Source organism: Vibrio diabolicus (genome assembly GCF_011801455.1).
Classification (GTDB): domain Bacteria; phylum Pseudomonadota; class Gammaproteobacteria; order Enterobacterales; family Vibrionaceae; genus Vibrio; species Vibrio diabolicus.
The window spans coordinates 2,912,729-2,939,634 of sequence record NZ_CP042451.1 but is presented as its reverse complement, the minus strand read 5'-3'; the positions used below and the strand labels follow the sequence as shown (position 1 = coordinate 2,939,634).

General features: G+C 46.0%; 26 protein-coding genes and 1 riboswitch. Of the genes, 14 read left to right on the top strand and 12 right to left on the bottom strand.

Annotation, left to right across the window (positions count from 1 at the left end; all coding sequences use genetic code 11):
* The first annotated feature begins 175 nt into the window (after positions 1 to 175).
* The 5 genes from mpl (at position 176) to thiQ (ending at position 5,744) form a co-directional block, all read left to right on the top strand.
* Entirely contained in the window at positions 176 to 1,534 is a 1,359-nt protein-coding gene (gene mpl / locus FR741_RS13815; protein WP_124007403.1) for a UDP-N-acetylmuramate:L-alanyl-gamma-D-glutamyl-meso-diaminopimelate ligase, read from the top strand.
* 4 nt (positions 1,535 to 1,538) lie between these two features.
* The gene (locus FR741_RS13810) at positions 1,539 to 2,174 is read left to right on the top strand and encodes a flavin prenyltransferase UbiX (RefSeq protein ID WP_006742964.1); all 636 of its coding nucleotides are present in this window, start codon (positions 1,539 to 1,541) and stop codon (positions 2,172 to 2,174) included.
* Between the two features lie 37 nt (positions 2,175 to 2,211).
* Positions 2,212 to 2,348, top strand: a riboswitch (TPP riboswitch).
* Between the two features lie 71 nt (positions 2,349 to 2,419).
* Positions 2,420 to 3,412: a thiamine ABC transporter substrate binding subunit gene (thiB, locus tag FR741_RS13805; protein ID WP_167426964.1), complete on the top strand. Its 993-nt coding sequence runs from the start codon at positions 2,420 to 2,422 to the stop codon at positions 3,410 to 3,412.
* A gap of 41 nt (positions 3,413 to 3,453) precedes the next feature.
* Entirely contained in the window at positions 3,454 to 5,040 is a 1,587-nt protein-coding gene (gene thiP, locus FR741_RS13800) for a thiamine/thiamine pyrophosphate ABC transporter permease ThiP (protein ID WP_167426963.1), read from the top strand.
* Complete coding sequence (gene thiQ / locus FR741_RS13795) at positions 5,040 to 5,744, top strand: thiamine ABC transporter ATP-binding protein (RefSeq protein WP_006742961.1); 705 nt, start codon at positions 5,040 to 5,042, stop codon at positions 5,742 to 5,744. The genes thiP and thiQ overlap by 1 nt, the downstream gene beginning before the upstream one ends.
* A gap of 18 nt (positions 5,745 to 5,762) precedes the next feature.
* On the opposite strand, the gene FR741_RS13790 is transcribed toward thiQ, so the two are convergent.
* Entirely contained in the window at positions 5,763 to 6,710 is a 948-nt protein-coding gene (locus FR741_RS13790; protein ID WP_167426962.1) for a LysR family transcriptional regulator, read from the bottom strand.
* 92 nt (positions 6,711 to 6,802) lie between these two features.
* Here FR741_RS13790 and FR741_RS13785 point away from each other — a divergent pair, with 92 nt between their 5' ends.
* Complete coding sequence (locus FR741_RS13785; protein ID WP_167426961.1) at positions 6,803 to 7,879, top strand: alkene reductase; 1,077 nt, start codon at positions 6,803 to 6,805, stop codon at positions 7,877 to 7,879.
* Positions 7,880 to 7,942: 63 nt separating this feature from the next.
* Here the strand turns inward: FR741_RS13785 and FR741_RS13780 are convergent, their stop codons facing one another.
* The 4 genes from FR741_RS13780 to argR form a co-directional block, all read right to left on the bottom strand.
* Positions 7,943 to 8,380 carry a universal stress protein gene (locus FR741_RS13780; RefSeq protein WP_005392306.1) on the bottom strand — a complete coding sequence of 146 codons (438 nt, stop codon included), beginning with the start codon at positions 8,378 to 8,380 and terminating at the stop codon, positions 7,943 to 7,945.
* Positions 8,381 to 8,422: 42 nt separating this feature from the next.
* Positions 8,423 to 11,002 carry a TRAP transporter permease gene (locus FR741_RS13775; RefSeq protein WP_167426960.1) on the bottom strand — a complete coding sequence of 860 codons (2,580 nt, stop codon included), beginning with the start codon at positions 11,000 to 11,002 and terminating at the stop codon, positions 8,423 to 8,425.
* 295 nt (positions 11,003 to 11,297) lie between these two features.
* Positions 11,298 to 12,266, bottom strand: coding sequence for a TAXI family TRAP transporter solute-binding subunit (locus FR741_RS13770; protein WP_005392302.1), 969 nt, complete (start codon positions 12,264 to 12,266; stop codon positions 11,298 to 11,300).
* Between the two features lie 405 nt (positions 12,267 to 12,671).
* The gene (gene argR / locus FR741_RS13765) at positions 12,672 to 13,142 is read right to left on the bottom strand and encodes a transcriptional regulator ArgR (RefSeq protein WP_031780246.1); all 471 of its coding nucleotides are present in this window, start codon (positions 13,140 to 13,142) and stop codon (positions 12,672 to 12,674) included.
* Between the two features lie 359 nt (positions 13,143 to 13,501).
* Here argR and mdh point away from each other — a divergent pair, with 359 nt between their 5' ends.
* Together mdh and FR741_RS13755 are read left to right on the top strand one after the other, a co-directional pair.
* A complete protein-coding gene (mdh, locus tag FR741_RS13760) occupies positions 13,502 to 14,437 on the top strand; it encodes a malate dehydrogenase (RefSeq protein ID WP_005392300.1) in 936 nt (311 codons plus the stop codon).
* A 113-nt stretch (positions 14,438 to 14,550) separates the two neighbouring features.
* Positions 14,551 to 14,742: a hypothetical protein gene (locus FR741_RS13755; RefSeq protein ID WP_005392299.1), complete on the top strand. Its 192-nt coding sequence runs from the start codon at positions 14,551 to 14,553 to the stop codon at positions 14,740 to 14,742.
* Positions 14,743 to 14,831: 89 nt separating this feature from the next.
* Here the strand turns inward: FR741_RS13755 and ispB are convergent, their stop codons facing one another.
* Positions 14,832 to 15,803, bottom strand: coding sequence for an octaprenyl diphosphate synthase (gene ispB / locus FR741_RS13750; protein ID WP_005392297.1), 972 nt, complete (start codon positions 15,801 to 15,803; stop codon positions 14,832 to 14,834).
* Positions 15,804 to 16,059: 256 nt separating this feature from the next.
* Between ispB and rplU the strand changes: the two genes are divergently transcribed.
* The 6 genes from rplU to folA all read left to right on the top strand — a co-directional run bounded on the left by rplU (position 16,060) and on the right by folA (position 20,071).
* Positions 16,060 to 16,371 carry a 50S ribosomal protein L21 gene (rplU, locus tag FR741_RS13745; protein ID WP_005383096.1) on the top strand — a complete coding sequence of 104 codons (312 nt, stop codon included), beginning with the start codon at positions 16,060 to 16,062 and terminating at the stop codon, positions 16,369 to 16,371.
* A gap of 20 nt (positions 16,372 to 16,391) precedes the next feature.
* The gene (gene rpmA, locus FR741_RS13740; protein WP_005383095.1) at positions 16,392 to 16,649 is read left to right on the top strand and encodes a 50S ribosomal protein L27; all 258 of its coding nucleotides are present in this window, start codon (positions 16,392 to 16,394) and stop codon (positions 16,647 to 16,649) included.
* 206 nt (positions 16,650 to 16,855) lie between these two features.
* Positions 16,856 to 18,031: an Obg family GTPase CgtA gene (gene cgtA / locus FR741_RS13735; protein WP_005383091.1), complete on the top strand. Its 1,176-nt coding sequence runs from the start codon at positions 16,856 to 16,858 to the stop codon at positions 18,029 to 18,031.
* Positions 18,032 to 18,226: 195 nt separating this feature from the next.
* Complete coding sequence (locus FR741_RS13730) at positions 18,227 to 19,027, top strand: threonine/serine exporter family protein (RefSeq protein WP_167426959.1); 801 nt, start codon at positions 18,227 to 18,229, stop codon at positions 19,025 to 19,027.
* Complete coding sequence (locus tag FR741_RS13725; protein ID WP_005392295.1) at positions 19,027 to 19,500, top strand: threonine/serine exporter family protein; 474 nt, start codon at positions 19,027 to 19,029, stop codon at positions 19,498 to 19,500. The genes FR741_RS13730 and FR741_RS13725 overlap by 1 nt, the downstream gene beginning before the upstream one ends.
* 70 nt (positions 19,501 to 19,570) lie before the next feature.
* On the top strand, positions 19,571 to 20,071 hold the full coding sequence (gene folA, locus FR741_RS13720) for a type 3 dihydrofolate reductase (protein ID WP_167426958.1): 501 nt from the start codon (positions 19,571 to 19,573) through the stop codon (positions 20,069 to 20,071).
* A 72-nt stretch (positions 20,072 to 20,143) separates the two neighbouring features.
* On the opposite strand, the gene apaH is transcribed toward folA, so the two are convergent.
* From apaH to lptD, 6 genes are all read right to left on the bottom strand, one after another.
* Positions 20,144 to 20,950, bottom strand: a complete 807-nt coding sequence (gene apaH / locus FR741_RS13715; RefSeq protein ID WP_167426957.1) for a bis(5'-nucleosyl)-tetraphosphatase (symmetrical) ApaH — start codon at positions 20,948 to 20,950, stop codon at positions 20,144 to 20,146.
* A 15-nt stretch (positions 20,951 to 20,965) separates the two neighbouring features.
* Positions 20,966 to 21,346 (bottom strand): Co2+/Mg2+ efflux protein ApaG, encoded by a 381-nt coding sequence (gene apaG / locus FR741_RS13710; RefSeq protein ID WP_005379668.1) that lies wholly within the window; start codon positions 21,344 to 21,346, stop codon positions 20,966 to 20,968.
* 75 nt (positions 21,347 to 21,421) lie between these two features.
* Positions 21,422 to 22,231 (bottom strand): 16S rRNA (adenine(1518)-N(6)/adenine(1519)-N(6))-dimethyltransferase RsmA, encoded by an 810-nt coding sequence (rsmA, locus tag FR741_RS13705; RefSeq protein ID WP_005379669.1) that lies wholly within the window; start codon positions 22,229 to 22,231, stop codon positions 21,422 to 21,424.
* Complete coding sequence (gene pdxA, locus FR741_RS13700) at positions 22,228 to 23,226, bottom strand: 4-hydroxythreonine-4-phosphate dehydrogenase PdxA (RefSeq protein WP_167426956.1); 999 nt, start codon at positions 23,224 to 23,226, stop codon at positions 22,228 to 22,230. The genes rsmA and pdxA overlap by 4 nt, the downstream gene beginning before the upstream one ends.
* Positions 23,216 to 24,499: a peptidylprolyl isomerase SurA gene (gene surA, locus FR741_RS13695; protein ID WP_006742728.1), complete on the bottom strand. Its 1,284-nt coding sequence runs from the start codon at positions 24,497 to 24,499 to the stop codon at positions 23,216 to 23,218. The genes pdxA and surA overlap by 11 nt, the downstream gene beginning before the upstream one ends.
* Positions 24,500 to 24,559: 60 nt before the next feature.
* Positions 24,560 to 26,905, bottom strand: a complete 2,346-nt coding sequence (gene lptD / locus FR741_RS13690) for an LPS assembly protein LptD (protein WP_006742729.1) — start codon at positions 26,903 to 26,905, stop codon at positions 24,560 to 24,562.
* Position 26,906 lies beyond the last annotated feature (1 nt).

Genomic DNA, 26,906 nt, shown 5'->3' with positions numbered 1-26,906 from the left:
AATTTATTTGTAGACTTGTTTGAGGGATTCATCAGTAAGCAAGAGGTTGTACAGTCTGTGTTCAACCTTGTCATATTTGTGAAAGGGACTGCAAGAAGAAGGCTAAAGTCTCTCGCTTTTCTGGTTGTGATCGCGATAATGAAAGCATTAAAGAACGCATTACAAGGTTTAGTTTATGCACATTCATATCTTGGGTATCTGTGGCACATTTATGGGCGGCGCTGCGATTTTAGCGCGCCAATTAGGGCATAAAGTCACTGGTTCTGATGCCAACGTTTACCCACCGATGAGCACGTTGCTTGAGTCTCAAGGTATTGAAATTATTGAAGGCTTCGACCCGTCTCAACTCGACCCTCAACCAGACCTTGTGGTGATCGGTAATGCCATGAGCCGCGGTAACCCATGTGTTGAACATGTGCTCAATACCAACATGCGCTACACCTCTGGTCCGCAGTGGCTCAACGAGTTTTTGCTGCACGATCGCTGGGTATTGGCGGTATCGGGTACACACGGTAAAACGACCACGTCGAGCATGCTGGCTTGGATACTCGAAGACTGCGGTTATCAACCTGGTTTCCTAGTTGGTGGAGTTCTTGGTAACTTTGGAGTCTCTGCTCGTTTGGGCGAAAGCATGTTTTTTGTCGTTGAAGCGGACGAATATGACAGTGCTTTTTTCGATAAGCGTTCTAAGTTTGTGCACTACCATCCTCGAACCTTAATCATGAACAACCTTGAGTTTGATCATGCTGACATCTTCGATGATCTAGAGGCGATCAAGCGCCAATTCCATCATTTAGTGCGAACGGTTCCCGGCAATGGCTTAATCTTAGCTCCGAAGCAAGACCAAGCTTTGGCGGATGTATTAGAGCGTGGTTGCTGGACAGAAAAGCAGTTTTCAGGTGTTGATGGCGACTGGCAAGCGCACAAATTAGTGGTCGATGGCTCAAAATTTGAAGTTGCTCTGCAAGGCGAGAAGGTCGGTACCGTCGAATGGGATTTGGTGGGTGATCATAACGTTGATAATGCACTGATGGCGATTGCCGCGGCGCGACACGTTGGCGTAACGCCGGAGCTTGCGTGTCAGGCTCTGGGCCGTTTCATTAACACCAAGCGCCGTCTTGAGTTAAAAGGTGAAGAGCAAGGTGTGACGGTTTACGATGATTTTGCGCATCACCCAACGGCAATTGAACTCACCGTCGGTGGTTTGCGTAACAAGGTAGGCGAAAAACGCATTCTTGCCGTGTTGGAACCTCGTTCTGCCACTATGAAGCGCGGCGTGCACAAAAACACACTCGCGGATTCGCTACACAGCGCAGATGAAGTGTTCTTATTCCAACCAGACAACATCGAATGGTCGGTGCAAGATATCGCGGAACAATGTCAGCAACCTGCTTTTGTTGACGCTGACATCGATAACTTTGTAGCGAAAATCGTTGAACGTGCGCAGCCAGGTGACCAAATCCTCGTGATGAGTAATGGTGGCTTTGGCGGTATTCACGGCAAGATCCTCGAGCAACTTAAACAAAAAGCCTGATTTTATGCAAAACAAACAGCAGCAAGCAGAAAAAGCCATCACTTTAGCGTTAACTGGAGCATCTGGTGCACCTTATGGTCTGCGCCTTTTAGAATGTTTGGTCGCGGCGGATTATCATGTCTACGTTCTGATCTCTTCGGCGGCTCGTGTCGTGATGGCAACCGAACACAATCTTAAGTTGCCAAGTGGCCCAGAAGCCGCAAAGCAAGCGCTGGTGGAACATCTCAACTGTGATCCAAATAACATCACCGTTTGCGGTAAAGACGATTGGTTCTCGCCGGTTGCGTCTGGTTCTGCAGCGCCCAAACAAATGGTGGTTTGCCCATGCTCTGCGGGAAGCGTTGCGGCCATAGCACACGGTATGTCGGACAACTTGATCGAACGGGCCGCTGATGTAGTAATGAAAGAGCGCGGGCAGCTGTTGCTCGTGGTTCGCGAAACACCATTCTCAACGCTGCATCTGGAGAACATGCACAAACTGTCGCAAATGGGCGTGACCATCATGCCAGCGGCTCCGGGCTTCTATCATCAGCCGAAGAGCATTGAAGACTTAGTGGATTTTATGGTGGCGAGAATTCTCGACCACTTAGGTATTGAGCAAGGTTTAGTGCCTCGTTGGGGTTATGACCAGCGTTCGTGAGCTGATTGTGTAACCACTCAAATACCTTTACAATCCATCCAACTCATCGGGGAGCAAACCCATTTAGCATTGAGTCAATCAATGCATTTGGGCGCTGAGACCTAAGTTCTTAACTAGGGACCCGTATTACCTGAACCAGATAATGCTGGCGTAGGAATTGAGTCTGGATATTGGAAGTCCTTAATAGCCGCCTCAACCCTGTGCCGCTCAACTTATTTCTCTGAAATACTCATGGAGAGCGAGCAGTGAAAACCACTTCAAGTCTGATTGCCTTAGCTGCAATTACCTCTACTTCAGCGTTTGCTGCTGAAAACCCATTAACTATTTATACCTACGATTCTTTTGCCGCAGATTGGGGGCCGGGTCCTAAAATCGAGCAAGCTTTTGAAGCAAAATGTGGCTGTGACGTTAACTTCGTGGCGTTGGACGATGGTGTGTCGATCCTGAATCGTCTTCGTCTTGAAGGCGGTAATAGCAAAGCCGACATCGTGTTAGGTCTGGATAACAACCTGATGGCAGAAGCAAAGAAAACCGGTCTGCTTACCGAGCACAATGTGGATACGGCCAACACAGTGTTACCAAATGGTTGGAGCGACACGACGTTTGTACCGTACGATTACGGCTACTTCGCATTTGTGTACAACACAGAGAAACTGGCTAATCCGCCGAAAAGCATGAAAGAGCTGGTGGAAACGCGCGATGATTTGAAAGTGATTTATCAAGATCCGCGTACGTCAACGCCGGGCCAAGGCTTGATGCTGTGGATGAAATCCATCTATGGAGACGATGTGACGCAAGCGTGGCAGAAGCTAGCGAGCAAAACCGTAACGGTCACGAAAGGTTGGTCAGAAGCGTATTCCATGTTCCTTAACGGCGAGTCGGACTTAGTGCTTTCTTACACTACGTCACCTGCGTACCACTTAATTGCGGAAAACGATTCAAAGTTTGCGACGGCGAATTTTGCTGAAGGTCACTACATGCAAGTTGAAGTCGCCGCTAAAGTGAAAGGGGCAAAAAATTCAGAACTTGCTGATCAATTTATGAATTTCATTTTAAGTGATGAGTTCCAGTCAGCGATGCCAACGGGTAACTGGATGTACCCTGTTACTGACGTTGAGTTACCTGAAGGTTTTGAAACCTTGAGCGTTCCAAACAAGTCGTTGAGCTTTAGTGCTGATGAAGTGGCAAAAATGCGTAAGTCTTGGATTCGCGAATGGCAAAGCGCACTGACGTTTTAGCTGACGTTCCACCCCTCATCTGAATGAGATAGGTTTTACCTTTGAATTCTGTTCCAAAAATAGGTTTAGGGGTCGCGATGATCATCGCGACCTTTGTTGTTTCTGCCCTAGGTGCTTTGATTGTTCAAGCCCCTTCACTTGATGTGTCTGTGGTATGGGACGACCCGTATTATCAACATGTCACCAAGTTCAGCTTCTACCAAGCTTTTCTTTCCACATTGCTCAGTGTTGGCTTTGCCATTCCAGTTGCGCACGCGCTTTCACGTCGCCAATTTTGGGGTAAGTCATTACTGCTTAAGCTGTTTGCATCGACGCTAGTTTTGCCTGTTTTGGTTGGTGTTTTCGGGCTGTTAGCGATTTATGGCAACAGCGGTTTGTTAGCGCAGTGGCTACAGAGTTTCGATAGCAAACTGCCATTTTCTATTTACGGTTTGAACGGCATTTTACTCGCCCATGTGTTCTTTAATTTACCTTACGCGGCGCGCTTGCTGTTGCAAGCATTAGAATCTATTCCTGCCGAGCAACATAAGCTGTGTGCGCATTTAGGTATGAACCATTGGAATAAGTTTCGTTGGGTGGAATGGCCGCGTTTAAGACAGCAACTTCCCCACGTTTGTGGTTTGGTATTTATGCTGTGCTTCACCAGTTTCGCCACTGTAATGGCATTGGGGGGCGGGCCAAAATCTACCACCATTGAATTGGCCATTTACCAAGCGATTAAGTTTGATTTTGATTTACAAGCTGGGGCGTTATTGGCGCTGTGGCAGATGCTGTTATGTGGACTGCTTGCCATTGGAGTGCAGAAGTTAACAAAGCCTGTTTCTATCAGTGCTGGCAGCACATCGGTACAGCAATATTTAACGAAGGATCATGGGTGGTCAAAAGCTTGGGATAGCTTTTGGATCATAGGTGCCTTTTTACTGGTGATACCACCGTTATTGATGGTGTTACTGAGTGGCATCAACCAACAAGTTTGGACGGTTTTAACCGATGAACGTTTTTGGTCTGCGTTATCTAACTCACTCAAAGTGGCAGGGTTAGCCAGTGCGCTTGCGGTCGCTGCGGGCGTGTCTATATTGTTGACCAGTCGCCGTTGGCGATTGCAGTACAAAAATACGCGAGCCGATCAGATTGAGCTAATCGGCACCATTATTTTGGTGACGCCGGGTTTGGTGATTAGCACCGGATTATTCTTGCTGTTGCGATCATTTACCGATGTTTTTAGCTTGGCGTTTTTTGTTGTGATTTTGGTAAATGGTTTGATGGCTTTGCCTTACGTGATCAAAACGCTGGCACAGCCAATACTGCACATCGAGCAGCAATACCAGTATCTGTGTGCCAGCTTAGGCATGCGTGGCTGGCAACGCTTTAAAGTGGTGGAGTGGCAGGCGCTGCGCAAGCCATTCGCACATGCGTTTGCGATCAGCTTTATGTTTGCGATTGGCGATTTAAGTGCTATCGCGTTGTTTGGCGGGCAAGAGTTCCGCACTTTGCCTCTGTATTTGTTCCAGTTACTTGGCAGCTATCAGATGGACGCGGCTGCGGTGGTATCGGTGACCTTGTTGTTGTTGAGTGTGGGCTGTTTTGCCTTGATTGAGAAAGTATTGAAAACGAAGGAGAGAGCGTAATGTTAGTGTTGGATGATGTGCAGTACACCTACCAACGTGAGCTGTTTCGTTTTGACTTAACGATTGAGCAAGGTCAGATTGTGTCGCTGATGGGACCAAGTGGGGCTGGAAAATCGACGTTGCTGGCGTTGGTGGCTGGGTTTATCCATCCTGACCAAGGTGACATTCGGGTTGATCGTGAGTCGATTGTGCACAAAGAGCCCTATCAGCGTCCTTTCTCCATGCTGTTCCAAGAGCATAACTTGTTTTCTCACTTGTCGGTGCGTGACAACATTGGCTTAGGTTTACACCCAGGGCTAAAGCTCACGGTAGACCAAAAACGTCAGGTTGAACAAGCTGCGCAGCAAGTTGGCGTTGCAGAGTACCTCGACCGTTTGCCTGAGCACCTTTCTGGTGGGCAGCGTCAACGTGTTGCCTTAGCACGTTGTTTTGTTCAGCCTCATCCCATGTGGCTGTTGGATGAGCCTTTCTCGGCGCTTGATCCGGTTTTACGTGAAGAGATGCTGAGCTTGGTAAAAAAACTGGCGGCAGAGCGGGGAATAACCGTATTGATGGTCACGCACCATTTAAGCGATGCCAAAGCCATTGCCAGCCACTTTGTGTTTGTGGCTGATGGCAAAGTGGAAGCGGCGGATAGTATGTCTGCATTGAGTGAACAGCATGCTAGTGAGAAGCTTGCGGCATTTATCCGAGCCGCACGCTAATGCTCAATGGTGGCGGGATTATGCTTCACCGCAACACAAACCATGTCGAGGACCAAATTCAAACTGAGATCTTAGGCTCATGATATGGTCAATCATCGCTTGTACTCGTCGCGTTCGGTTTGCGCCAGGACGATAGACTAAATAAATGGGCATTGGTACCGTGTGCCATTGAGGTAAAACTCTGACTAAGGAGCCATTTTCCAGCTCTTGCGTCATGTTTTGCATAGGTAAGTTAGCGATTCCCAATCCTTTGAGCGCGCCTTTTAATACCGCTTCTACGGTGGTGCTAGAGAAGTTACTGCTTACCGAGACGTTGACCGTGCTGTCCTGCGAAATCAACGTCCAAGGGCCTATCTCTGAAACATACTGATATCTCAAACAGTTGTGTGTTGTCAGATCTTCTGGCGTTTTAGGTACGCCACACTCAGCTAAATACTCAGGACTGGCGGCCAATACTCGGGTGGTGTAGCCCAATTTTTTAGCAATCAGTCGATCATCGACGATCTGGCCGACTCGAATTGCCATATCAAAACCGTGTGAAAACAGATCAACAAAATCGTTCGATGCTTCTAACGCAATTTGTACTTTTGGCCATTGTTTTAAAAATGGTAAAAAGATGTGCTCAGCCATATACGCGTCCAAGGCTGGTGGCGCAGCAATGCGAAGCCGACCTTGGATCTGCTGTTCCATTTCCTGAACGTCTTGACCAATCGAGTGAAATTCCTCAACTAAGCTTGCAGCACGCTCTAAAACCATTTGACCAGCTTCGGTAATCACCAACTTTCGGGTCGTGCGCTCTAGGAGCTTGGCTTCAAAGTGTTGTTCGAGTCTGGTTATGGCTTTACTAACAGTAGATTTTGGTAGGTTTAACTCCAGCGCGCACTTGGTTAAGCTCAGTAGTCGACAGCTTGTGACAAAGATAGAGAGCGTCCTAAAGTCAATTGTTTCTAAATTTCGAACAATCACTTTCAATTATCCATATTGTTTCAATATTGATCTGATTATAGTCTGGCTCTTCATCCTTAGCCATCAAGTTATTGTCATTTGAGGTAAACAACATGTCCAACTCTGTAGACTTATTTTCTCCTATCGAACTCGGTCAATTAGCATTAGATAACCGTGCCATTATGGCCCCTTTAACGCGCGCTCGTGCCAGCGCAGATCATATCCCGAATGACCTTATGGTTGAGTACTATGCTCAACGCGCGAGTGCTGGACTTATCATTGCTGAATGCACCATGGTGATGGAAGGAACGTCTGCTTTTATGGCAGAACCGGGCATTTATAACGAAGAACAAATTGCAGCTTGGAAAAAGGTAACGGATGCGGTTCATGAAAGAGGCGGTAAGATCGTCTTGCAAATTTGGCATGCGGGACGCGCTTGTCATCCTGAACTGAATGACGGGAAAACGCCTGTTGCAGCGAGCGCACTAGCCATTCGTGATGAGTTAGTCCATACCCCTTCAGGTAAGCAAGCATATACGGTACCACGAGCACTCGAAGTGGATGAGATAGCTTCCATTGTGGCAGCGTTTAAGCAAGGTGCGGAAAACGCCAAGAGAGCAGGCTTTGATGGTGTGGAGATACATTGCGCCAATGGTTATCTTATCGATAACTTTCTTCGTGATGGATCGAATTTACGTACTGATGAGTACGGTGGCTCGGTCGAAAATCGTGCTCGTTTCTTACTTGAGATAGTTAAAGAAGTGATCGAGGTATGGGGATCTGGAAGAGTAGGGCTGCGCACATCACCATTAAATGGATTTAATGATATGAAAGACAGCGATCCGGTTGGCTTGGTTCGTTACTTAGCTAAGCAACTTAATGCTTTCGATCTTGCTTATTGGCACGTGATGCGTGCGGATCTAAAGGGCGTACAAAAAGCAGATGTTCTCAAGCCAGCACGCGAAAACTATCAAGGTCACTTAATGGCGAACGTGGGCTACAGTGCACAAGAAGCGACAACGGCAATTGCAGAAAATCAAGTTGATGTGGTCGCATTTGGCGTTCCATTTATCGCCAACCCTGATTTAGTTGAGCGATTTAAGAAAAATGCACCTCTTAATGAGGCAAAACCTGAGCACTTTTATTTAGGTGGAGCAGAAGGTTATACCGATTACCCAGTAATGGCATAATCCTTACTTGTTCAATATAAAAAGGACGCTAATGTTAGCGTCCTTTTTCGTTTCTTTAGTTGTTTAACCTTGCGGTTTCACGACCATCACATTGATTGGAGAATATTCCACGACCTTACTTGCGACAGAGCCAAGCATTACTTTATTGATTTTAGAACGCTTGTGACTTGGCATAATGATGAGATCAGCGCCCAAGCGCTCTGCATAATCAAGAATCGTCGCGTAGGCTTTGCCCTCAGCAACATGCACTTGGTACACAACATCTTCAGCAATATGCTTATTGGCGAAAGCTTTTAATTGCTGCTTCACGTCTTGCTTCATTTTGGCTGCTGCATCTTTTGGGAAGTATGTAGCAACCATCGACATGTGAATACCAGGTAATACTGTTAGAAGGTGGATTTGTGCATTCGCTTGCTTTGCCTGCCAAACCGCTAGTTCAACCGCTCGGTCTGAAAAGCCTTGGTCATTTAGATCAACCGGAACAAGAATTTGTTTGTACATTCAATGTCTCTCACTAAGGCCCCTTCCTCGGGGCCAAATCGGTTATGCGCTCAATTGTTCCTTACGAGCACGACGTTTTTGGTTCATGGCAAGCACCAGCAAAATCATTAAGCATGGCACAAATACCCATTCTTTCATCGGACGTTCTGCATCTTGGATAACCCACTTGATCTCCCAATCAAAGTCGATACCTGCAGACTCTGCCGGGCTACCAAACTCGACCATATCGACAATCATTTTGTTGTCGCTTTCGGTCAGCATCAGACCCATAGACGAAATACGTGCTTCCGCTGTTGTCGCACTGTCTTCGAATGGAAGACGAACCGTTTTCTCGATGTAGTCGCCCTCAAGGTTTTCGCCGGCAACACGTAGCTCCAATGATTCTCCTACACTTAGCGTTTCCGTGATTTGAGCTACCTCAACGCCAGGAGAAAGAACTTTCGCTGGATACAGCATGTCCCACCAAAAACCAGGACGGAAAAACGAAAATGTCAGTACTAATAATAGAACGGTTTCCCACCACTTGTTACGCGTGAACCACCATCCTTGTGTTGCGGCGGAGAAGATCAGCATCGCAATGATCGATGAGATGACAGTGAGTGCTAAATGCCACCAAGAGTCTATCCCCATCAACAGTAGCTGGGTATTGAACACAAACATGAATGGCAAAATGGCGGTTCGAATATCGTAAGTAAAGCCTTGGATACCTGTACGAATTGGGTCTGATTTAGCAATCGCAGCCGCCGCAAATGCCGCAAGACCTACGGGTGGGGTGTCGTCGGCCAAAATACCAAAGTAGAACACGAACAAGTGCACCGCAATGAGTGGGATGATCAAGCCATGTGCCGCACCTAGCGTGACAATAACCGGTGCCATCAACGTAGAGACGACGATGTAGTTCGCCGTTGTCGGTAGACCCATCCCAAGAACCAAGCTGATTATTGCAGTAAACAGCAGCATAAGAATGATGCTACCGCCAGAGATAAACTCGACGAAGTCGGTCATCACTAGGCCGATACCCGTCAGCGTGACAACACCAACCACGGTACCTGCCGCTGCCGTTGCAACGCCGATACCAATCATGTTACGAGCGCCAGCAACTAAGCTCTCAGCCAGATCGACGAAGCCATCTTTGGTTTGCTGCATCATGTCACCTTGCTTTGATAACAGAGCAATCAATGGACGCTGAGTCAGCAAAATGAAAATCATGAACACCGTTGCCCAGAATGCTGAAAGACCTGGCGAGAAGCGCTCTACAGTCAGACACCAAACCAATACAACGATAGGCAGTAGATAGTGCAAACCAGATTTAACCGTTGGGCCAGGATCAGGTACTTCTGTTAACTCTGCATCAATCTCAATTGCGCCATCTTGCACGTGATTTGCTGAGATCTTCACCAAGCCAACGTACGCAATTAACAGGGCAACCGTAACAATTGGCGTCGCGGCATCACCAAAGACATCTTTCGTCCAACCCACTCCGTAGTAAACCAATGCGCTGATCACACACAGTCCTAAGATTGTGCCAGTAAAGGAAAGCAAACTTTGTACTAACGTTGGGTTGTGGCGACGAGGAAGACCTGTCATACCCGCTTTACACGCCTCAAGGTGAACGATGTAAATCAAAGCGATGTAAGAGATAAGTGCCGGAAGTAGGGCAGCCTTAATCACCTCAACGTAGGAGATACCGACATATTCCACCATCAAGAATGCCGCTGCGCCCATGATTGGTGGTGTTAACTGACCATTGGTTGAGGCGGCAACCTCAACGGCTCCCGCTTTGGTGCCCGGAAAACCGACACGTTTCATCAATGGAATGGTAAAGGTACCAGTGGTTACCACGTTTGCGATTGAAGAGCCAGAAACAAGCCCGGATAAACCAGATGCAACAACGGCCGCTTTTGCAGGACCACCTTTCATATGACCCAGTAAAGAAAAGGCGACTTTAATGAAGTAAGCACCTGCGCCAGCACGTTCCAGCATGGCGCCAAACAATACAAACAAGAACACAAAAGAGGTTGAAACGCCTAATGCGACACCGAATACACCTTCCGTTGTTAGCCATAAGTGAGACATGGCCTTGTTTAAGCTCGCTCCTTTATGCGCGATGACATCGGGCATGTAAGGGCCTGCAAAGGTGTAAGTAAGGAAGACAGCAGCAACCACCATCAGTGGTGGACCGAGCGCTCGGCGTGTTGCTTCTAAAAGGAGAACCATACCGATGACAGCAACGACGATATCTACCGTTGTTGGTGCACCGGAACGTCCAGCTAGCTCGGTATAAAAAAGGTAAATATATGCCGCAGAAAAACTACCTGCTAGCGCCAATATCCAATCGACAAGAGGGATATGATCGCGAGGGGAATTTTTCATCGCTGGATAAGCAGTGAAAGCCAAGAAGATCGCGAAAGTGAGGTGGATTGATCGCGCTTCCGTGTCGTTCAGTACGCCGAAATTAAAAATAAATGGTAGCGGAGATGCGTACCATAATTGAAATAGTGACCAACACAGAGGAACAAACCAAAGGATTCGTCCTTGCATTCCCGAGGGGCTACGTGCACCTGTGTCTGCCTGAGCCACCATTTCTTGCACATCTTGTGACGGAGCTTGATTCGTCGCCATGTACTTTTTCCTTATTATTGATGGTCCTGTCGGATTTTTATCTATAACCACACTTCGCCTTTATCAGTGTAGCGAATGGAGCGAAGTTTGCTTTCGAGTATTTTGCTGCCTGAACTCAAAGTGTTGAATTTTGGAGACTCTGCTAGGCGGCGTTTAAGTTTTTCTTGGGTATGAACTCGCAATTTTCGGAAGAAAACTGGCGAATGAAGCATGCAGTTAGCACGTGCTACAACCTGCATGCTCAAACAGGCAGAAAACCATCTTTTCCTGCCTGTGAGTTTGGAGTCTGAGGAAGTTACTTAAGTAGACCCACTTCTTTGTAGTATTTTTCTGCACCTGGGTGAAGAGGGATAGATAGACCCGCTTTCACCATGTCTTCTTTTTTCAGGTTTGCAAACGCAGGGTGTAGACGTTTGAACGTATCGAAGTTTTCAAACACGGCTTTTGCAACGTTGTAAGCGACATCGTCTGAAACGTCTGCTGTTGTAACCATCGTTGCCGCAACACCAAAGCTGTTTACGTCTTTGTCTGTGCCACGATACATGCCAGCCGGCACTGAGCTAAAGGCGTAGTATGGGTTATCAGCAACAATCTTATCGATTTTCGGGCCAGTTGCAGAAACTAGCTTAGCATCACATGATGTTGTTGCTTCTTTGATTGAACCGTTCGGGTGACCCACCATGTAAATGAATGCGTCAATTTTGTTGTCACAAAGTGCTTGAGAACGCTCAGAGCCCTTTAGCTCAGAAGCCAATTTGAAGCTGTCGTTTGTCCAGCCCATCGCTTCCATAACAACGCCCATGGTTGCACGGTCACCAGAGCCAGGGTTACCGATGTTTACGCGCTTACCTTTTAGGTCTTCAACGTTTTCGATACCTGAATCTGCACGAGCAATGATGTTGAAAGGTTCTGTATGAAGAGAGAACATTGCACGTAGCTTTTTGTACGGGCCTTGTTCCGCAAACTTACTCGTACCGTTGTAGCCGTGGTACTGCCAATCCGATTGCACGATACCAAAATCTAACTCGCCAGCACGGATAGTGTTAACGTTGTAAATAGAGCCGCCAGTCGATTCTACTGAACAACGAATGTTGTGTTCTTTACGACCTTTATTGACCAATTTACAGATAGCACCACCAGTAGGGTAGTAAACACCTGTAACAGAGCCAGTACCGATAGTAATAAACTCTTGAGCGTTAACTGCGCCTGCACCCATTACTGCTGCAGCGATAGCGCCTACTTTGAGAAGTTTGTTAAATGCCATGAATTTCCCTTCCTTATATTCATTATTTACCCGGAAATAACCATAAATCACTTCTGGAGTTTCCTATTTGGAAACGGCATCTTTTCCAATCCAATCGTTTGAAAAAGCGAGCGAATCATAACAAAAAATTGGCAGAAAATTATCCAATTGTTAAATGTTATAGTTGATAAGTCTGAATCTTGTGCAGGAGGATAGTGTTAGATTTGTGATTTAATTCTTTTTATAACAAACACTTAATAAGTATTAAGTGAACGAAGTGAAAAAGATCAATTGCGTGATGTTAATCACAAAATAGGTGGTTAAATAATGGTCTGGATAAGCAAAAAATTTACATAAATCATGGGCTACAAAATGAGATTTCTTTTATAGCCCACAAAGAGTTAGCTGATCTAAATGTGAAAGAACTTAGCCAGTGTATTCGAACAGTTCACACACTGATTTGAACAACTGTTCAGTCGTAATCGCCATCGTTGGAGTGATAAAGATAGTGTCATCACCTGCAACAACACCAAGAATACCTTCGGATTTACCCAGTGAGTCAAGCAAGCGAGCAATCAACTGCGCAGCACCAGGGCCAGTATGGATAACAACTAATGCCGCGTTATGGTCAATGTCTAGCACCAGTTCACGCAAAGAGCTGCTTACAGTCGGTACGCCTAGCTCAGCAGGAAGGCAGTAAACCATTTCCATTTTTGCATTGCGTGTGCGGACGGCGCCAAATTTAGTCAGCATGCGTGATACTTTCGATTGGTTAATGCTTTCAAATCCTTGTTGTTTGAGTGCATCAACAATCTCACCCTGTGAGCCAAAGCTCTCTTCTTTTAATAGGGCTTTAAAGGCGCGGACTAAGTTGTCTTGTTTTTCTGAATTGCGCATAGTCATTACGAATCTCTTATTACGGGTCAGCAATTTTGCATATTCTCGCATATATATTCATGCGGTGCCAAAGAGTCCCAGTATTATGTTAGTTACGTCACTGTAAACTATATACCACATGGAATTCTTTAACTATATGAAGTAGGGCTGTTTTTGTTTTCTTGAATTCCTTGTCATTTCAACAGAATAAAAGAATAATCCAAGCCCCATTTGTAGCACGGTAACAGCGAGTTGCGCGAGGTCGCAAAGCTAGCGTTAATTGATTGTAATCAAGTTGTGATTCCGATAGCTTTATTTAAGTTGGTTACAAACTACCCTACGAATACGTTTATAAGAGAAATACTCTCAAGGAGAACTACATGAAAGTAGCCGTTATTGGTGCCGCTGGTGGCATCGGTCAAGCCCTGGCCCTTCTACTTAAGAACCGTCTTCCTGCTGGTTCTGATTTAGCCCTATACGATATTGCTCCAGTAACTCCTGGTGTGGCTGCTGATCTTAGCCACATCCCGACGCCAGTTTCTATCAAAGGTTACGCGGGTGAAGATCCTACTCCAGCACTAGAAGGTGCGGATGTTGTGCTGATTTCTGCAGGTGTTGCTCGTAAGCCTGGTATGGATCGCGCGGATCTATTCAATGTAAATGCTGGTATCGTTAAGTCGCTAGCGGAGAAGATTGCGGTTGTTTGTCCGAAAGCTTGTGTTGGTATCATCACAAACCCGGTAAATACAACAGTGCCAATTGCCGCTGAAGTACTTAAAAAAGCGGGTGTTTACGATAAGCGTCGCTTGTTCGGTGTAACAACACTGGATGTTATCCGTTCAGAAACATTCGTTGCAGAGCTAAAAGACAAAGATCCAGGTGACATTCGCGTACCTGTTATCGGTGGCCACTCTGGCGTAACGATCTTACCTCTACTGTCTCAAGTGGAAGGCGTTGAGTTTACAGCTGAAGAAGTAGAAGCATTAACGAAACGTATTCAAAACGCAGGTACTGAAGTTGTAGAAGCGAAAGCGGGTGGTGGTAGTGCAACACTATCAATGGGCCAAGCTGCATGTCGCTTTGGTCTGTCTCTAGTTCGTGCTCTTCAAGGAGAAGAAGGCGTAGTTGAATGTGCATACGTTGAAGGCGACGGTGAACATGCGACTTACTTCGCACAGCCTGTGAAACTGGGTAAAGAAGGCGTAGAAGAAGTACTAAGCTACGGCAAACTCAGCGACTACGAAAAGTCTGCACTAGACGGTATGCTAGAAACACTAAATGGCGACATCAACATTGGTGTTGAATTCGCAAAGTAATCTAGAAAGCTCGAATAAGAAGAAAGCCGATCAAAATGATCGGCTTTTTTGATCTTTGGCTTCTCTGCTTCGTAAAATTACTTGATCAAAACAACGTGGTGAAGGAGAAGATGATGGAAGCAAGTCGAATCCGTAAAGGCATGGTTGTTGAGTGCCAGCAGGGCGTAGGTACGATATTGGTGGTCGACCGTGAAGCAGAGACGGTACTGTTGTCGAAACAAGGCTCTGATCAGCAGATTGCGGTTAGCTTTGATGAAATAGAAGATGACCCACAACTGCATGGCGGTAGTGACAGATATTACTAGCGCCTATCACGGCATTAGGTATCAGATACAAAAAAGGAAGAGCTTGCTCTTCCTTTTTGTTTTAAGTCTTGCGTTATGGGTTGCTATGATTACTTCGTGCGTTGTACCGCGACATGAGCCAGAGTAATAAGCGCTTGCTTGTATTCAGATTCCGGCAATACTGATAGTTCTTCGATTGCTTTGTCTGCTTCTTCTAGTGCTTTTTGCGTCGTGTATTCCAGAGATCCGGCCTCTTTCATCACCGCGAGAATTTCTTCTAAGCGATCCATGCCATTGGCCTTCTCAATTGCTTCGCGAATCATGAGGGCATTGTCTGGCGTGGTATTACGCATAGCGTGAAGTAGAGGTAAAGTTGGCTTGCCTTCAGCCAAATCATCCCCCACATTTTTACCCATGTCTTCGCCATCAGAGGTGTAATCCATGACGTCATCAATAAGCTGAAACGCAGTACCCAAATACTTACCGTAATTTTGCATTGCGATTTCAACATGCTCAGGAGCATCGTTTAAGATTGCGCCAATTTGAGTTGCAGACTCAAATAAGCGTGCCGTCTTAGAGTAGATGACTTGCATGTAGCTTTCTTCTGTCGTGTCAGGATCGTTACAGTTCATCAACTGCTGAACTTCACCTTCGGCGATCACGTTTACGGCATTGCTCATTAGCTTAAGGATCTTCATGGATCCTAGCTCCGTCATCATTTGGAATGAGCGAGTATAGATAAAGTCCCCAACTAACACGCTAGCAGCATTGCCAAATGCAGCATTCGCAGTTGCTTTACCGCGGCGCATGTCTGATTCGTCGACCACGTCATCATGCAGCAAAGTCGCTGTATGGATGAACTCAATAAACGCAGCTGCCATGGTATGACCGTTGCCTTGGTAACCAAGTGCGCGGGCTGACAGTATCGCTAAAAGCGGTCTCAGACGTTTGCCTCCACCACTCACGATATAAAAACCGAGCTGGTTGATTAAAGAGACATCAGAATTAAGTTGGGCTTGAATTGTTTCATTCACTTTTGCCATGTCATCGGCAGTAAGCGCTTGGATAGTTTTAAAATCCATCGTATATCCGGCTGAAGTTAGACCCTGCAAGGCTTATTCGATTTATATAATTGTCGAATAATACACTAAAAAACGTTGATTAATACATTACTAAAGGGCATGATTGCCGCACTTTTCTTTGGCGATTAGCTTTTCGCCAATTTTTTCAAAATATGGCTTGTCATAGGAGCATCTATTCTGTAGAATCTGCGCCCTATTGATGATTAGTTTAGCGCACACCCTCAAGAAAGGCTGTGCGGAAAAAGCGGAGTAAAATATGTACGCTGTTTTCCAATCTGGTGGTAAACAACACCGTGTAAGCGAAGGTCAAACTCTTCGTTTAGAGAAATTAGACGTTGAAACTGGTGCAACTGTAGAATTTGATAAAGTTCTTCTTGTTGCTAACGGCGAAGACATCAAAGTTGGTGCTCCTCTTGTAGAGGGCGGCAAAATTGTTGCTGAAGTTGTACAACACGGTCGTGGCGATAAAGTTAAAATCGTTAAGTTCCGTCGTCGTAAGCACTCTCGTAAGCAACAGGGTCACCGTCAGTGGTTCACTGAAGTGAAGATCACTGGTATCAACGCTTAATCTATTAGGAGAGTTTAACAATGGCACACAAAAAAGCTGGTGGTTCTACTCGTAACGGCCGCGATTCAGAAAGCAAACGTCTAGGTGTTAAGCGTTTCGGTGGTGAATCTGTACTTGCAGGTAACATCATCGTTCGTCAACGTGGTACTAAGTTCCACGCTGGTAACAACGTAGGTATCGGTAAAGACCACACTCTATTCGCTCTTACTGAAGGTAAAGTGAAGTTCGAAGTGAAAGGTCCTAAGAACCGTAAGTTTGTAAGCATCGAAGCTGAGTAATTAGGTTTTTACCAAGTTACTTAATAGCTTTAAGCTGAATTCAAAAGCCCTGCCGAATCGGCGGGGTTTTTTATTTATGGCAGTCGACATATCGAAGTTTCTCGTTTCCACCTTATTTGTGGACTGGGAGCTTAGATCTGTCATCTGCTAAAATTGTCAGATGACAAAGTAGATTTAATCCACGCACGAAGTAGTCGGAGTAAAAGATGAAGTTCGTAGATGAAGCGGTAGTAAAAGTTCAGGCTGGCGACGGCGGTAGCGGCGTTGTGAGTTTCTGGCGTGAAAAATTCATCACTAAAGGTGGCCCTGATGGCGGTGATGGTGGCGACGGTGGTGATGTTTATATCCAAGCCGATGAAAACCTTAACACTCTGATTGATTATCGTTTCCAGCGCTTCTACGAAGCGGAGCGTGGTGAGAATGGCCGCGGCGGTAACTGTACTGGTAAACGTGGTAAAGACATTGTTCTTCGTGTACCTGTAGGTACGCGCGCAGTGGATATCCACACAAATGAAATCGTGGCAGAAGTTGCTGAACACGGTAAGAAAGTGATGATCGCAAAAGGCGGTTGGCACGGTCTAGGTAACACGCGTTTCAAATCTTCAGTAAACCGCGCGCCTCGTCAAAGAACATTAGGCACAAAAGGTGAAGTACGTGAAATTCGCCTTGAGCTATTGCTCCTTGCGGACGTTGGTATGCTTGGTCTACCTAATGCAGGTAAATCAACCTTTATCCGCGCAGTCTCAGCAGCAAAACCAAAAGTCGCAGATTACCCATTCACGACGTTGATCCCAAGCTTGGGCGTAGTGAGTGTCGTACCAGAGAAAAGCTTTGTTGTTGCAGACATTCCAGGTCTTATCGAAGGTGCAGCAGATGGCGCTGGTCTTGGTATTCGATTCTTGAAGCACTTAGAGCGTTGCCGAGTGTTGCTGCACATGATCGATATTATGCCAATTGATCAGTCTGATCCGGTGCAAAATGCACTGACGATCATTGATGAGCTAGAGCAATACAGTGAAAAACTGGCAAGCAAGCCACGCTGGTTAGTGTTCAACAAAGTTGATTTAATGCCTGAAGAAGAAGCGAATGAGAAGATCCAAGAAATCTTAGACGCACTAGGCTGGGAAGACGAGTACTTTAAGATCTCGGCGATCAACCGTAACGGTACTAAAGAGCTTTGTTACAAATTGGCTGACTTTATGGATAACCTACCTCGCGAAGAGGAAGAAGTGGCTGAAGAAGATAAAGTTAACTTCATGTGGGATGACTACCATAAAGATGCGATGGCGGGTAAAGACGTTATCACTGAAGATGACGACGACGATTGGGATGACTGGGACGATGAAGAAGATGACGGTCACGTTGTCTACGTTCGTGACTAATCAGAACTGTCAAACAATGCCTGTTTGCCAATAATTCATTAAGCCGCAATTATTTATTGCGGCTTTTTTTGTATCTAAATCATATTTAGATGGTGTGATTTACGGCACAATAGCCGATACGTCGTGATTTTTGAGGGCTAGTTTGGACCTCTCGCGTATGAATGAGCAACACCCTAAAAGGAATTAGACTGATTTATGACTCTAGAAACCATACTGTCTGGAGAGTTGGCGGTATCCACTCAACGATCTATTTCTCGCCTTGTTGCCCAAGCCGGGCAAATGCTACTAGCTCATGGTGCTGAAAGTACTCTGGTGAGCGATATTATGCGCCGTATTGGCCTTGCTTGTGGGGTTAATGAAGTTGCGGTTGCGCTATCAGCCAATGCATTGGTTGTAACGACGGTAATGGATGGACACTGCATCACCACTACCCGAAGTTGTGCCGATCGTGGCATTAATATGCGCGTTATTACGCAAATTCAACGTATCTGCATCATGATGGAGCGTGGGCTGCTCGATGCAACCATGGCGCAGAAAAAGCTGAACGCCATCAGTCCAGAGCGTTATAACCGCTGGCTGGTGGTGTTTATGATTGGCTTGTCATGTGCGGCATTCAGTCATCTGGCAGGTGGTGATTTGGGGGTATTTGTTATGACCTTTTTAGCATCAGCTGGTGGCATGATCGTTCGCCAAGAAATTGGTCATCGTCACTTTAATCCTTTACTGAACTTTGCAGCGACCGCCTTTGTCACGACCTTAATTTCTGCGCAAGCGGAAATCTACCAAATCGGCAATCTGCCCACCGTTGCAATGGCATCGTCGGTATTAATGCTCGTACCGGGTTTCCCGTTGATTAACTCGGTGGCAGACATGCTGAAAGGGCACATTAACATGGGTATTGCCCGGTTTGTGATGGCCAGCTTACTGACGTTGGCGACGTGTTTGGGCATCGTTGCTGCGATGAGCGTTACTGGAATTTGGGGGTGGGCAATCTGATGAGTTTGTTTGATTTGATGCTTGGCCTGCTGAATGACATGTTTTTCGCTGCGATTCCCGCAGTTGGATTTGCACTGGTTTTTAACGTGCCACAAAGAGCTTTAGTGTATTGCGCTGTTGGCGGCGCGATTGGACACGGCAGCCGTTATTTGATGATGCAGTTTGGTATTCCCATTGAATGGGCGACCTTTTTTGCCGCGACGCTAGTTGGGATGATTGGTGTGTACTGGTCTCGCCGCTTTCTCGCGCACCCAAAAGTGTTCACAGTGGCAGCTTTGATCCCGATGGTACCTGGCGTGTTTGCTTACAAAGCAATGATAGCCATGGTTGAGATCAACCATATTGGTTATTCACCTGAGCTCGTTGCAACTTGTATGGAGAACTTTCTTAAGGCCATGTTTATTATTGCAGGCTTAGCGGTTGGCTTGGCAGTTCCAGGGTTACTTTTTTATCGAAGAAGACCAATTGTTTAGGCGATCGTTTGTTCTAAAGTGTTATTTAGGTATAATTTGCGCTCAAATTTCTTCAAGGTAAAGTATTTCTATGATTAGCATGATTGCGGCAATGGCACATAACGGTGCTATTGATAAAGAAAAGCCAATGATCATCGGTAACAATAACTCAATGCCTTGGCACCTTCCTGCAGACTTTGCTTGGTTCAAAGAACATACACTAGGTAAGCCTGTGGTCATGGGGCGTAAGACTTTTGAGTCAATTGGTAAAGCTCTACCAAATAGGCTCAATATAGTCATTACCAGAGACCCATCTTATGCAGCAGAAGACGTAATAGTAGTAAGCTCTACTTTAGAGGCGCTAGAAGCTGCCAAAGGTCATGATGAGGTTATGATTATCGGCGGTGGTAGTATCTATGAAGCATTTCTTGATAAAGCTGATAAGTTGTATCTAACTTTTATTGATGCTGATGTTGAGGGAGATACTCAATTTCCTCAATGGGATGATGAATTCCAAGAAACGTACACTAGAGAATATCAAGCTGATGAGAAAAACGCTTATAACATGCGTTTTACGATTTTAGAAAAATAATCAAATTGAGCCGAATAAGAAAAGCACCGCAAATGCGGTGCTTTTTGTTTTCTAGTCCGGCAATCAGAGCCGTTAACTGAGTGCTTCTTGAGTGAAGACTTGCTTATCTTCCCAACGGATCATGGTCAGGCTTCCGCCCCAAACACAGCCAGTATCCAGACCGATGATCTCTTCGTCTACATGGCCTTGTAGTGCAGCCCAGTGACCAAATAACACCGTTTTATTGAGGTGAACGCGCTGAGGTACATCAAACCATGGAATAAGTTCGTTACCGGAAACTTGTTGTGGTGGTAGTTTACAATCCATATCCAAACGACCATCGGGGAAACAAAAGCGCATCCGCGTAAAAGCATTGATAATATAACGGTATCGGTCCAAACCCTGTAGAGAGTCATCCCAGGAATCAGGTTGATTACTGTACATGTTTTTTAAGAGCCAAGGCAGCTCTTCACTTTGGATGATGCGTTCAACTTCGCGGGCACATTTTCTTGCGGTTTTTAGATTCCACTGCGGTGATATACCAGCGTGACACATCACGAACTCGTCATGCTCAGCCATAAGAGGTTGCTGAGCTAGCCATGCTAATAGATCTTCTTTGTCGGGTGCTGTGAAAATAGGCGCGGTTTTATCTTTGTCTTTGACCTTTTTTATCCCGTGAGCAACGGCGAGCAGGTGAAGGTCGTGATTACCAAGCACCACTGTTGCGCTTGTGCCAAGTGACTTCACAAAGCGTAAAGTTTCTAGTGATTTAGGCCCTCTGGCGACCAAATCACCAGCGAGCCAAAGTTGGTCTTTTTTCGCAGAGAAAGAGACTTGTTCTAGTAGTCGCTGCAATTCATCAAAACAGCCTTGAATATCACCAACAATATAAGTAGCCACTGAATCTCCAATTTACTAATTTAAAACATTTGGAACAGCAAGACGAAATGGTTCAATTTCGGTGATGAACTCCTGTCCTTTTTCATCCAGCATTTTGTAGTGCCCTTGCATAACGCCGACAGGGGTTTCTAACGCGGTTCCGCTACTGTACGTGTATTCATCATTGCTTGGAATAAAAGGTTGTTGACCCACCACACCGTCACCTTCAACCGTCATTTGCTTGCCATTCGAGTCTGTGATTAACCAGCGACGGCTCACTAACTGCACGGTTTGTTGGCTAAGGTTTTTGATGGTGATGATATAGGCGAAAACGTAGCGTTGTAGCTCAGGATTGGACTGTTCTTCGATGTATTTGGTGTGAACTTGAATTTTGATGCAAGGTTGAATGACGTCCATGTGCACTCCTCAGAAACGTAATATCCCAATAATAATAAGCCAAACCGGCAAGGGTTTGGCTTATCGTTTGAGTTCTTAGTGCTGCGGGTTATCCGCAAGCCAGTTCGCCATCGCGACGAATTGTTCTAGCGTCAGGTTCTCTGGACGCATGCTTGGATTAACACCTAGCTCTTCTAGTACTTCTGTGCTTAACAACGATTTGTAGCAGTTACGAACTGTTTTGCGACGTTGGTTAAAGCCTTCACGACAAACGCGATCCAGCAAACGCAGATCTTTCGCAGGGCATGGTAGCTCTTCGTATGGCACTAGACGAACGACAGCAGAGTCCACTTTCGGTGGTGGAACGAATGCCGTTGGCGGCACTTCCAGTACTGGTACCACTTTACAGTAGTACTGAGCCATTACCGTTAAACGGCCGTAAGCTTTGCTGCCAGGACCGGCAGCTAAGCGGTTTACCACTTCTTTTTGCAGCATAAAGTGCATGTCTTGAATGTCTTTATGGAATTCAAAAAGGTGGAACATCAATGGTGTAGAGATGTTGTACGGCAAGTTACCGAAAATGCGTAGCTTGTTGTTTGGCTTCACTAATTGAGTGAAGTCAAAACGCATAGCGTCACCCTCATGGATGGTCAACTTATCCGCCAGTTCAGGGTGAGTACGTAGGCGTTCTGCCAGATCGCGGTCTAATTCGATAACTGTGAACTTATCCACTTCACGACCTACCGGCTCAGTGATTGCACCAAGACCAGGACCGATTTCAACCAGGTTTTGACCTGGTTTTGGGTTAATCGCTGATACGATTCCATCAATAATGTATGGATCGTTCAGGAAGTTTTGACCAAAACGTTTACGCGCTTTGTGTCCTAAATGGACATCATTTCTCATTGTTTCTTCTCTACCAAATCTATCGCATGCGTGAGCGCTGTTCGGAAACTCCCTGTATCCGCTTGACCTGTCCCTGCCAGATCTAATGCAGTACCGTGATCCACCGATGTTCTAATAAAAGGTAGACCAAGAGTAATGTTTACTGAACGACCAAAGCCTTTGTATTTTAATACTGGCAACACTTGGTCGTGGTACATGCCTAAAACAGCATCAGCATCATTTAAATATTTTTCATTGAAAATGGTATCTGCCGGCAAAGGGCCGAGCAGGTTGATACCTTTTTCTTGTCGAATCTTTTCCAGTGTCGGAGTGATGGTTTCGATCTCTTCACGACCTAAGCAGCCATCTTCGCCAGCATGAGGGTTAAGCCCGCAAACGTAGATGTTTGGTTGTGCGATAGCAAACTTTTCTACAAGGTCTTTATGAAGAATATCGATGATTTTTTCTAATCGCTCTTCGGTGACCGCTTTGGACACATACGCTAAAGGAATATGTGTTGTGACCAGCGCCACGCGTAGCCCTTCCGTTGCTAGCATCATGACGACTAGCGGCGTTTTTGACTTCTCGGCGAAAAACTCAGTATGACCACTGAATGCAACACCTGCGCGATTAATCACCCCCTTATGAACAGGGCCGGTGACAATAGCATCAAATTCATCATTCATACAGCCTAAAGCGGCTCTTTCTAGCGTTTTTAGTACATAGTGACCATTCGCTTCGTTGAGCTCGCCTGCGACCGCAGGTTCCGATATTTGGATATGATCAACGATAAGCGTGCCTGCTTTTTGTGCTTTAGGCATTTCTTCTGGATTGTAATCAGACAGTTGGACTTCAATGCCAAGCTGCTTGGCTCTGTCCATCAACATATTTTTATCGGCGCAGACGACAATTTGGTGTGCCCAATCTTCCTTCGATAGGGCAAGCACTAAGTCTGGGCCGATACCCGCAGGTTCCCCTGCAGTTACGACAATTCTACGAATTGTATTAGTTGTCATTGTTGTCATCCACGATTTCAACAAACGCACTTGCGCGTAGCTCTTGCATCCATGCGCCCGCTTCTTCATTAAATTTACGGTTAAATAGAATACGGTAAGCCTTATTCTTCATCGCTGAGTCAGTGCGGTCAACTTGGCGACGATCCAACACTTCAACGATATGCCAGCCGTGAACGGTTTTGAACGGTTCGCTGATTGAGCCAACAGGCAGAGTTTCTACTTGGTGTTTAAATTCTGGCACGTACAGATCTGGCGTTTGATAACCTAGCTCACCGTCTTGAGCTGCCGAGCCAGGGTCTTGGCTGTATTGCGTTGCCAATTGAGCGAAAGTGGCTTCGCCAGCTTTGATGCGGCGTACAAACTCATTCAGTTGCTTCTTCGCCCCTTCGTCACTCAGAATCACGGTTGGTTTAATCAAAATATGACGCGCATTTACTTCCGTTACCGCAACCGTTTCTAAGCCTTTTACATCTTCAATTTTTAGGATGTGGAAACCGACGCCACTGCGGAATGGGCCAATGATGCTGCCTTTGTTTTGCATTTTGATCTGATCGGCAAAGATGGTTGGCATCTCTTCTTTACGCATCCAACCCCAGTCACCACCTTGTAAAGCTTTAGGACCTTTTGAGTAGGTGTAGGCCATCTCCGTAAAGTCTGCACCTTCGTTTAGCTTTTTCGCCAGCGCTTTTGCTTCTGCTTCTACAGCAGACTTTTCTTTGTCATCAGAGAAGCGCAGTTGAATGTGTCCAATTTTGTATTGAACGGTCGCATTGGTTTCTTGTGATAGTTGCTCAGCAAGGCTGTCGACTTCTGCTGGAAGGATATTTATACGGCGACGAACCAGTGCATTACGGGCTTCTGAAGCGGCGATTTCCTTACGGATTTGTTCGCGGAATTCTGGGTAACTCAAGCCTTCACTTTCTACAGAAGCGGCGAGTTGTTCTACAGATTGTTCATTATTACGTGCGATCTCCGCAATCGCTTGGTTTAAGCGGTTATCGTCAATACGCACACCGATACGATCTGCTTCTTGGCCTTGCAACGTGTCAATAATCAGCTTTTCAACAACTTGTTCTTTTAACACGCTAGCAGAAGGTAAGCTCTTTCCGCTTTGACGTGCGTTGGCTTGCAGCGTTTTCATCGCTGTTTCGATGTCGCTTTGTAGAATTACACCGTCGTTCACGATGACCGCAACCTTATCGATCTCTACTGGTGCTGCAACCGCTCCGCAAGAGAGTAGGGTCGTGAATAAGATTGATTTCCAAATTTTCATTTAAAATTCCGTCAGTATTTTTTGAATAGGCGTCTTATTCATTTAAGACGCCTATTTCGATTAATTGTTCAGATAGAATGGGCGGCCGTACTTAATCGCGTTGTCAGAACCGTCCAGTTCTTTGACTGCAGTATCTTCACGCTGATTGGTCGCAAAGCCTTGAATACCGAAGTTAACGCTAAAGTTATTTTCGTATTCAGGTGATGCGCCAGTGCTGCCTATAGTTTGGTTTTCCCAACCAAGCAATTGGTTGGCGTAAGTCACACCAATGTACCAACAGTCAGACTGGTAACGCAGGCTCGCTAGCCATTCTAGGTCCGCATTTTCATTTAGGTCGTAGTAGTATTGACCACTTGCAGACCAGTTCGGGTTGAACTCGTAGGCCGCTACAATACCTGCTTGTGAAATGCCTTTACGAGTAATTGTGTCTAGGTTTTCGAGAATGATCGTATCTTCGATGTATTCACGCGTGACGTAACGATAGTTACCCTGAATAAAGCCACCGTTAAATTGGTACTCTAAGGTACTGTTCGCCAACTGCATGGAGCTCAAATCGATATCGTATTGAATTCCACCGTGATAGAACAAGTAATCGTTGTAGTTGAAATCAGCTTCAATCGCCCATGATGAGTAGTTGGTGGTCTCATCCGGAAGATTTGGGCTGTTGCTCAGTTTGGTCTTTTTATCGAAGTAGTAAATCTGACCAAATGAAACGTTAAGACGCTCTTTATAGTCATCATCAAAGAAGCGAGTACTCGCACCGTAGCTTAACTGGTTCGCAGAGGCGATTTTATCAATGCCACTGTACTTACGACTGCGGAATAGCCCGTAGTAGTCGGTTTGTAGCAAGGTGGTATCGTAGTTGTAGATATTGGTTTGATCTTCTTCAGGTACGTACAAGTACTGTAGCTGAGGTTCCAGTGTTTGTGTGTAGCCCTTGATCCAACTCGTGTCTCGCTCTAAGTAAAGTTGCGCATGCGTACGGAACTCGGGGATAACACGAGAAACTTCGTCATCTAACTGGTTTTGCAAGTTGACATCTGTCAGACCCGTTAAGTCTTGAGAGTAGTACGTGGAAAGCACGCGAGCTTCCGTTGTCCACGTTGCCCATGAATTTGAAAGCGGCAATGTAAGCCCTGGTTCAATATGAACACGGGTCGCATTTGGTCGCGCAGCATCGCTGGTATCGAAGCGGCTCACTTGGCTCTTCACGTCAAAGTTGAGGTAATCTCCCCACAATGGCGTGTAGTAGTTCAAGTCTAACTGAGGAAGCAGGCGATAAGGGCGGTTCTCTTCTTTCAATAAGATTTGGAAGTCACGAACGGTTAACGAGGCATCCCAGAAATCAGAACGATATTGTACTTGCCCTTCTTGAACCAGTTGACCATCTTCACGGTTACCAATATCGGAGTCGAGATCGAGGAAGTAATCAATATCACTCACTTTTGAGTAATCGACTTTGACTATCCACTGTTTATTGATAATACCGTCGTGTTTAACTTGGTAGCCCCAACGAGACTCGTCTTGATATTTGCGATCGCTATTGAGGTATTCGCCTTTGATTTCACCATTTCCCCAACCATCCGTTAGGTAGCGGAAATCAGTATCGAGTTTTGTTCCACGCTGCTGCATATAGAGCGTGGTGAGCGTCATGTCATATTGAGGTGCGATGTTCCAATAGAATGGCACCTCGACTTCCATACCATCGCTAGAACCATACGATAAAGAAGGGAAGAGGAAACCCGTTTTACGCGTATCTCCAATTGGCATGGTTAGATACGGCACATAGAAAACAGGAACGTCTAACACTTCAAATCGAGGATGGTGCAGCGTCGCCGTCTCTTCATCTTGGTCAACGTCAATACCTGATGCCACTAAACGCCATGAATTGTCGCCTTGAGGACATGATGTAATAGAACCATCTTCGAGTTCATAAACCGACTGACCTGTACGCGCGATGTATGCTGCTGTGCCTCGACCTTGTTGGCAAAGGAACTGATAATCGGTGTTCTCTAGTGAAAACGTGTCTTGGTTGATGTCATTAGTAACACGATCAGATCGAGCTTTGACTTGGCCGTCATTGAAAGTCACGTTGCCTTCGGCAACCACGACGTTATCTTGTTGGTGCAGCGTTACGCTATCTGCGGTGATTTTCTTCTGGCCTTGGGTGACTTGTACATTACCTGAGTACTGAGCTTTGTCACCATTGATGGCTTGCAGGGTGTCAGCTTCTACCACTACTGGGGTATTAAGAGCGTCCTCCTCGCCACTGGTATCGACCAAACATTGATCTGTGGCGGGCATTTCCTGCACACTATCATGGATATTCGCTTCAGCTTGAGTGGTGGGTACAAACAAGGCGGTGCTGATAGAGGCCGCTAAACATGTGCGGGAGAAATGTTGCATT

Excerpts from the sequence above, each read along its gene's own strand:
- surA (WP_006742728.1), bottom strand. The coding sequence starts at position 24,499 with ATGAAAATTTGGAAATCAATCTTATTCACGACCCTACTCTCTTGCGGA.
- FR741_RS13780 (WP_005392306.1), bottom strand. The coding sequence starts at position 8,380 with ATGTACAAACAAATTCTTGTTCCGGTTGATCTAAATGACCAAGGCTTT.
- argR (WP_031780246.1), bottom strand. The coding sequence starts at position 13,142 with ATGCGCAATTCAGAAAAACAAGACAACTTAGTCCGCGCCTTTAAAGCC.
- FR741_RS13775 (WP_167426960.1), bottom strand. The coding sequence starts at position 11,002 with ATGGCGACGAATCAAGCTCCGTCACAAGATGTGCAAGAAATGGTGGCT.
- FR741_RS13785 (WP_167426961.1), top strand. The coding sequence starts at position 6,803 with ATGTCCAACTCTGTAGACTTATTTTCTCCTATCGAACTCGGTCAATTA.
- rplU (WP_005383096.1), top strand. The coding sequence starts at position 16,060 with ATGTACGCTGTTTTCCAATCTGGTGGTAAACAACACCGTGTAAGCGAA.
- FR741_RS13730 (WP_167426959.1), top strand. The coding sequence starts at position 18,227 with ATGACTCTAGAAACCATACTGTCTGGAGAGTTGGCGGTATCCACTCAA.
- FR741_RS13810 (WP_006742964.1), top strand. The coding sequence starts at position 1,539 with ATGCAAAACAAACAGCAGCAAGCAGAAAAAGCCATCACTTTAGCGTTA.
- thiQ (WP_006742961.1), top strand. The coding sequence starts at position 5,040 with ATGTTAGTGTTGGATGATGTGCAGTACACCTACCAACGTGAGCTGTTT.
- rsmA (WP_005379669.1), bottom strand. The coding sequence starts at position 22,231 with ATGAGAAATGATGTCCATTTAGGACACAAAGCGCGTAAACGTTTTGGT.
- rpmA (WP_005383095.1), top strand. The coding sequence starts at position 16,392 with ATGGCACACAAAAAAGCTGGTGGTTCTACTCGTAACGGCCGCGATTCA.
- FR741_RS13725 (WP_005392295.1), top strand. The coding sequence starts at position 19,027 with ATGAGTTTGTTTGATTTGATGCTTGGCCTGCTGAATGACATGTTTTTC.
- mpl (WP_124007403.1), top strand. The coding sequence starts at position 176 with ATGCACATTCATATCTTGGGTATCTGTGGCACATTTATGGGCGGCGCT.
- apaG (WP_005379668.1), bottom strand. The coding sequence starts at position 21,346 with ATGGACGTCATTCAACCTTGCATCAAAATTCAAGTTCACACCAAATAC.
- cgtA (WP_005383091.1), top strand. The coding sequence starts at position 16,856 with ATGAAGTTCGTAGATGAAGCGGTAGTAAAAGTTCAGGCTGGCGACGGC.
- FR741_RS13755 (WP_005392299.1), top strand. The coding sequence starts at position 14,551 with ATGGAAGCAAGTCGAATCCGTAAAGGCATGGTTGTTGAGTGCCAGCAG.
- ispB (WP_005392297.1), bottom strand. The coding sequence starts at position 15,803 with ATGGATTTTAAAACTATCCAAGCGCTTACTGCCGATGACATGGCAAAA.
- folA (WP_167426958.1), top strand. The coding sequence starts at position 19,571 with ATGATTAGCATGATTGCGGCAATGGCACATAACGGTGCTATTGATAAA.
- pdxA (WP_167426956.1), bottom strand. The coding sequence starts at position 23,226 with ATGACAACTAATACAATTCGTAGAATTGTCGTAACTGCAGGGGAACCT.
- lptD (WP_006742729.1), bottom strand. The coding sequence starts at position 26,905 with ATGCAACATTTCTCCCGCACATGTTTAGCGGCCTCTATCAGCACCGCC.
- FR741_RS13770 (WP_005392302.1), bottom strand. The coding sequence starts at position 12,266 with ATGGCATTTAACAAACTTCTCAAAGTAGGCGCTATCGCTGCAGCAGTA.
- mdh (WP_005392300.1), top strand. The coding sequence starts at position 13,502 with ATGAAAGTAGCCGTTATTGGTGCCGCTGGTGGCATCGGTCAAGCCCTG.